Source organism: Actinoplanes sp. ATCC 53533 (genome assembly GCF_003947245.1).
Genome location: NZ_QHHV01000396.1, coordinates 1 through 5,870, shown reverse-complemented (window position 1 = coordinate 5,870; position 5,870 = coordinate 1). Strand labels below are relative to the sequence as shown.

8 protein-coding genes and 1 other RNA gene are annotated in these 5,870 nt (G+C 66.7%); 5 read left to right on the top strand and 4 right to left on the bottom strand.

All coding sequences use genetic code 11. The features are described from left to right. From ftsX to ssrA, 5 genes are all read left to right on the top strand, one after another. The coding region (ftsX, locus tag DMB66_RS58135; protein WP_148112923.1) for a permease-like cell division protein FtsX at positions 1-816 on the top strand (816 nt) is incomplete at its 5' end. Between the two features lie 116 nt (positions 817-932). Beyond that, on the top strand, positions 933-2,195 hold the full coding sequence (locus tag DMB66_RS58130) for a M23 family metallopeptidase (protein ID WP_233625587.1): 1,263 nt from the start codon (positions 933-935) through the stop codon (positions 2,193-2,195). Between the two features lie 75 nt (positions 2,196-2,270). Further along, entirely contained in the window at positions 2,271-2,747 is a 477-nt protein-coding gene (gene smpB / locus DMB66_RS58125) for an SsrA-binding protein SmpB (protein ID WP_125812508.1), read from the top strand. Between the two features lie 45 nt (positions 2,748-2,792). Beyond that, positions 2,793-3,488 carry a cellulose binding domain-containing protein gene (locus DMB66_RS58120; protein ID WP_158647710.1) on the top strand — a complete coding sequence of 232 codons (696 nt, stop codon included), beginning with the start codon at positions 2,793-2,795 and terminating at the stop codon, positions 3,486-3,488. A 53-nt stretch (positions 3,489-3,541) separates the two neighbouring features. Further along, positions 3,542-3,917, top strand: a transfer-messenger RNA (tmRNA) gene (gene ssrA, locus DMB66_RS58115). A gap of 168 nt (positions 3,918-4,085) precedes the next feature. On the opposite strand, the gene DMB66_RS58110 is transcribed toward ssrA, so the two are convergent. From DMB66_RS58110 to DMB66_RS58095, 4 genes are all read right to left on the bottom strand, one after another. After that, positions 4,086-4,460, bottom strand: a complete 375-nt coding sequence (locus tag DMB66_RS58110; RefSeq protein WP_125812506.1) for a type II toxin-antitoxin system VapC family toxin — start codon at positions 4,458-4,460, stop codon at positions 4,086-4,088. After that, positions 4,457-4,708, bottom strand: coding sequence for a type II toxin-antitoxin system Phd/YefM family antitoxin (locus DMB66_RS58105; RefSeq protein ID WP_125812505.1), 252 nt, complete (start codon positions 4,706-4,708; stop codon positions 4,457-4,459). Before DMB66_RS58105 ends, DMB66_RS58110 begins: the two co-directional genes overlap by 4 nt. 537 nt (positions 4,709-5,245) lie before the next feature. Next, a complete protein-coding gene (locus tag DMB66_RS58100) occupies positions 5,246-5,518 on the bottom strand; it encodes a Txe/YoeB family addiction module toxin (RefSeq protein WP_125812504.1) in 273 nt (90 codons plus the stop codon). Next, complete coding sequence (locus tag DMB66_RS58095) at positions 5,515-5,805, bottom strand: type II toxin-antitoxin system Phd/YefM family antitoxin (protein ID WP_125810319.1); 291 nt, start codon at positions 5,803-5,805, stop codon at positions 5,515-5,517. Before DMB66_RS58095 ends, DMB66_RS58100 begins: the two co-directional genes overlap by 4 nt. Positions 5,806-5,870: the final 65 nt, after the last annotated feature.

Sequence of the window (5,870 nt, the reverse complement as noted above, 5' to 3'; positions counted from 1 at the left end):
ACCATCGCCATGATCATCACGATGTCGGTCTCCCTGACGATGCTCGGCGCCAGCGTGCTCATGTACATGCAGGTCGACCAGATGAAGAACTTCTACTACGGCAAGGTCGAGGTCTCGATCTTCCTGCGTCAGGACGTCACCGAGCCGCAGACCAGCGCGATCAACAACGCGATCGCCTCGAACCCGCTCGTCCTGAACAAGGAGTTCGAGACGCAGGCCCAGGCGTTCGAGAAGTTCAAGGAGCTCTGGAAGGACTCGCCAGACTTCGTCAACTCGGTGACCCCGGACAGCCTGCCGGCGTCGTTCCGGGTCAAGCTCAAGGACCCGGAGCAATACAAGGCGTTCGCGGAGCAGGTCAAGGGGATGCCCGGCATCCAGGACATCGTCGATCAGCGGGAGTTGCTGGACAAGGTCTTCAAGATCTTCAACGCGATCCAGGTGATGGCCCTCGTGGTCGCGGCCTTCATGGCCATGGCGGCGCTGTTGCTGGTCGGTAACACGATCCAGGTGGCGGCATACAGCAAGCGGCGTGAGGTCGCGGTCATGAAGCTGGTCGGGGCTTCCAACTGGTTCATCCAGGCGCCGTTCGTGCTCGAGGCGGTGGTGGCCGGCCTGATCGGCGCGATCCTGGGCTTCGCGTTCATCTTCATCGGCAAGATCGTCCTGCTGGACGGCCGGTTGCAGGCCCTGACGAACGTGCTCACCCCGATCCCGGACGGCAACGTGTGGCTCATGTTGCCGCTGCTGGCCGGCGTCGGCGCCGGGGTCAGCGCGATCACCGCGTGGATCACCCTGCGGTTCTACCTCAAGGTCTGATCCGATCTGTCCCGATCGCCGCGCATCCGACGAGGGTGCGCGGCGACTGCGTTTTTCGGGCGGTTAGCCGCCTAAGCCGCGAATTGTCACGGATAGTCGGAGTACGGTGACTCTTCGTGAAGTCTTGTCATCGCCGCCACCACCGGTTTACCACCGCGCTCGCCGTCGGCCTGAGCGTGTTCTGCGCCGCCGCGCTGGCGCTGGCCGCACCGGCTTCCGCAGCCGAGCCCGGGGACGACGCCAAGCGCGCGGCCCGCGCGGTGGACCGCGCCGAGGCGATCCTCGAGCACGCCACCGCGACCGCCCGCAACGCCGCGCGCCGCCTGGCCGCCGCCACGGCCGCGCTGCCCGAGGCGCAGCGGAAGGTCGCCACCAACCGGGGCATCGTCGCGGCCGCCTCGGCCCAGGCCGCCACCGCCCGGCGCAAGGCCGACACCGCCCGCGTGTCCTACACCGCGATCGCCGGCCGCTTCGAGCGGGCACAGGAGCGTGTCGACGAGGCCCGCGACCGGGTCGACCAGATCGCCGCGGCCTCCTACATGGGCGGCAACTTCGCCACCCTCAACATGCTGGTGGGCGCGCGCGGCCCGCAGGACGCCATGGACCGGCTCGGCCTGGTCGAACAGGTCATGCAGAAGCAGCAGGAGCACGTCGATCAGTTCATGGGGGCGCGCCGCACCGCCCGTACCGAACAGGACCGGGCCGGGCTCGCCAAGCGGGTCGCCGAGGAAGCCGAGCGGGAGGCCACCGACAAGCTCGCGGTCGCCAGGCGGGCGCAGGCGGCCGCGCAGCGGGCCCGCGCCACGGTCGTCAAGCTGGCGCAGAGCCGCCGCTCGGCCCTGGTCGTCGCGCGCTCCCAGCGCGCGGCCGTCCTCGCCGAGTACGAGGCCGCCAAGGCCGAGGAGGCCAGGATCCAGGATGCGCTGCGCGACTGGGACGACCGGAACGGCGGCGGTGGCGAATACGTCGGCGGCAACCTGCTGATGCCGGTGCACGGCTGGAAGTCCAGCAGCTTCGGCAACCGCTACGACCCCTACTACCGGGTCTGGCAACTGCACGCGGGCACCGACTTCGCCGCCGGCGGCGGCACCCCGATCCACGCGGCGGCCGGCGGCCGGGTCGTCCAGGCCGGCTGGAACGGCGGGTACGGCAACTACACCTGCATCAGCCACGGCAAGCGCGGCGGCCGGAGCTTCTCCACCTGCTACGGACACCAGTCCAAGATCCTCGTGCACGACGGCGAGTACGTCCGGCGGGGCGAGGTGATCGGCCGGGTCGGCACCACCGGCGCCTCCACCGGCTACCACCTGCATTTCGAGACGCGCTTCGACGGCGTACCGAAGAACCCGCTCGACTATTTACCCGGATGCCTCTGCTGACGGTCCGCGAGTACCATTTGACAGGTCCGGCCGCTCGGCCGGGCCTTTCTTTTGCCACCCGCAAGGAGCACACCGATGCCACGCGAACAGGGGCGCAAGGTCGTGGCCTCGAACCGCAAGGCTCGGCACGACTACGCCATCCTCGACACCTACGAGGCCGGCATGGTGCTGACCGGCACCGAGGTCAAGTCGTTGCGGGCCGGCCGGTCGTCGCTGGTCGACGCGTTCGGCCACGAGAACAACGGCGAGATCTTCCTGCACGGGATGCACATCCCGGAGTACACGCAGGGCACCTGGACCAACCACGAGCCGCGCCGGGTCCGCAAGCTGCTGCTCAAGCGCGACGAGATTCACAAGATGATGGGCAAGCTGCGCGAGGACGGCCTCACCCTGGTGCCCCTGTCGGTCTACTTCCACAACGGGTACGCGAAAGTCGAGCTCGGCCTGGCCAAGGGCAAAAAGGCGTACGACAAACGCCAGGACCTCGCCGCCCGGGACGCCCAGAAAGAGATCAACAAGGCCATGGGTCGCCGTAGCAAGGGCATGCACTGACCGGTAATGTCGCCGCGGCTGACCAGTCGCGCGAAGGGACCGCAGTTGCCCGCCAAGCAAACCACCGTCTTTCCCCTGCGCCGATACACCTTCGTCGGCGGGGCGGCAACACTCCTGCTCGTCATGGTCTCCTGGGTGGCGGTACGGGCCGTCGAACCGGCCCGGTCGCAGAGCCGGGTCCCGCTGATGGTCCAGCCGCCGATGCCCATGATCGGCGTCGATCCCTCGCTGATCCCGTTGGCCCAGGCGACCTCGCCCACGGCTGCGATTGAGGGCACGGGCGTGAGCCGCGAGGGCGTGAGCGGCGTGGGCACTCCGTCGAAGACCCCGGCCCGCCGCACACCGAGCAACGCCGCACCGAAGCCGACCGCAAAGGCGACGACCAAGCCGACGCCACGGCGGACAACGCCGCCACCCACCCCGGAAACGGCCCTCAGCGGGCGCTACACGACGGGCGCGAGCTGGGACCGGGGGTTCATCGGGAACGTCGACGTGACGAACAAGACCGGCCCGGCCCGCACCTGGACGGTCAAACTGACCTTCGCCCCGAGCGCGGGCGTCGGCGTCGGCAACACCTGGAACGCCCAACTCAGCCGCCAGGGCAACACGTTCGTCTTCACCGGCGGCCCACTCGCGCCGGGAAGTAAAATCAGCCTGGGCTTCGAAGCGTCGAAGCAGGTCAGAGGCAAGATCCAGCCCGCCACCTGCACCGTCGACGGCGCGCCGTGCCAGCTCGGCTGATACCGGAATGAAGTTCCGGCCCGGACACGTTAGAGTTGAGGGGTACACAACTGGGGGGTGACTGGTTTCGACTTCGTACGTGGAGACAGGGGAAGCGAGCCGAGGAAGCCGACGTCGTCTCGAGAATCGGTCGTCGGAAAACAATAAGCGCCGATAACAATCGCGCTGACTTCGCACTTGCCGCCTGAGGCGAGTAGCGGGTCTGTCGGACTGAGAACACCTTCGTCTCAGACTTCCGGCATCAGCTAGAAGGTTGGCCAACCGGTCCCGGTCGCGGGGACCGCACGGCGAGATTAATCAGCGACTGGGCCCGTCACGGCATCTTGCTCACGTGAACGCCGGGGCCGAGTAGAGGCATAGTGAGCTGCGCTCGGAGAAGCCCTGACAAAACAACGAAGGACCCGGGTTCGATTCCCGGCACCTCCACGAGAGGCAGAGGCCCTGTGTCCGCGGAAAGCGCGGACCGGGGCCTCTCGTCATGTCTGCTCCGGGGGCCGAGCCCCCGGAAGCCCCGCAGTGCGGTGGTTGCCCGGAGTGTGTCGGGGTTCAAGTGAGTCGATGGCGTCTCCGCTGATACTCCGAGCCGAGCCGGTTGCGTCAGACGGCCAGCGTTCCGACGTCGTACTTCAGTATCTCGGCGTCTCGGGTGACTAGCGTCAGGTGCTCTACTCGGGCTTGGGCGATGAGCATCCGATCGAACGGATCTCTGTGAATGAGCGGAAGCCGTCCGGCGACGATGGCGTGCTCGGCAGTGATATTCAGATGCCGGAAGCCGCTATCGCGGATGTGCTCAGCGAGATCGGCCGGTTTGTCCAGCCTGCCGATCGACTGCTTGATGGCTGCTTCCCAGATCGTCGCAGGGCTGACGTAAACGTCCGGTTCGTGGTCCAGCCGGTCCTTGATTTCGTCGGCGAGCGTGGGGTCGTCCGTGAGCCACCACAGCACGACGTGAGTGTCGAGGAGCAGGCTCATGCGAGGCCGAAGTCCCGCGCGATGGACTCATTCACCTCGGGGGAATCCCAGTCCTCGGCCATGACGAGCAGGCCGGCGAGGGAGCCTCGACCAACTCTGTCGACCCTGCGGTTCAACGGGATCACCTTTGCGACCGGGGTTCCGGCTCGGCTGATGATGATCTCTTCGCCGTGCTCAACACGATCGATGATCCGCGAGAGGTTTGTCTTCGCGTCGTGGATGTTGAACTGCGCAGCTGTCTCGGACATGACGGTCCTCCTTAGCTAAGAGGTTAGCCCGGTGGTGGGTACTGGGCGAGCTTCAACCTGTGCCTTGCCGGACGTCCCTGGGCAGTCTTGTCGCTCCCGTCCGTCCGGCACACCGACGAAAGTCCATCACGTCAGGTGCCACCAAGGTCAGGTTTCATCGGCCGGCGCATCGGGCCGGGCGAGCTTGGTGAGGGCGGTCCGCAGCTCTGTGACCTGGCCAGCGAGGTTCAAGTAAGCCCTCGTTACCTCCACTGCAAGATCGCTGGCGGTGGCCCTGTACGGGCCACCGCCTCCCTGTTCCGTACACCGGCGGGGCTCGCCATGCTGACGGCGTTTGCTAGCACTGTCCGTGTAGCGTGCGGGAGGGGGATGGGACGGCTGTTCGGAAGCGTGGACTGCCGGGCTGGTGCCCGCACCGGTCGCCGCGAGAATCTGAAGCCCGGTCCCGGCATCGGCAAATGGACGAGGGTCGAGGCCTCGGATGCCCTCGGTGCGTGGGTGGCGCCGGTCGCTCCACGGCGGCTTTGGAGCCGCTGGTCATTTGTCGAGGTAATGGCCGTGGCAGGCGGCAATCTCCAAGTCGTTGCCGCGGATTCGATAGATCAGTCGGTGCTCGTCGTTGATGCGGCGGGACGACCAGCCTGACAGTGGGCCCTTCAGCATCTCCGGCTTGCCGATCCCCGTTCCTTTCGGATCCCGCTGGACATCGATGATCAGTTTGCTGATGCGACGGGCCATCTTCATGTCACGGCGTAGCCAGCCGTCGTAGTCCTGCCAGGCGTTGGGGGTGAAGACGATGCGTAGGCTCACGCCGCTTCCTTGCCGGAGTCGTGTGCGGCGGAGTCGGGATCGAGTAGCGGATGTTCCTCAACCAGGCCGGCGTCGGCCTGCGCGATGCTCTCCAGCAGGCGGCGAGCGTTCGACGCTGAGCCGAGGACATGCAGTGTCTCCCTCATGGCGTTCCACTCGTCGAGGGAGACGATCACGACCGCCTTGCCGCCGCCGCGAGGGATGACGCATTCTTCGGCATCGTCGATCACCATGTCCACGACGGCTGCGAAGTTCTTGCGGACGTCGCTGATTGTCAGCACCTTCATGGTGGCTCCTCAAGCTTCGGCAGAGTACGTACGTCTGAGCGTACGCTCAGGTGTACGTCATGGCG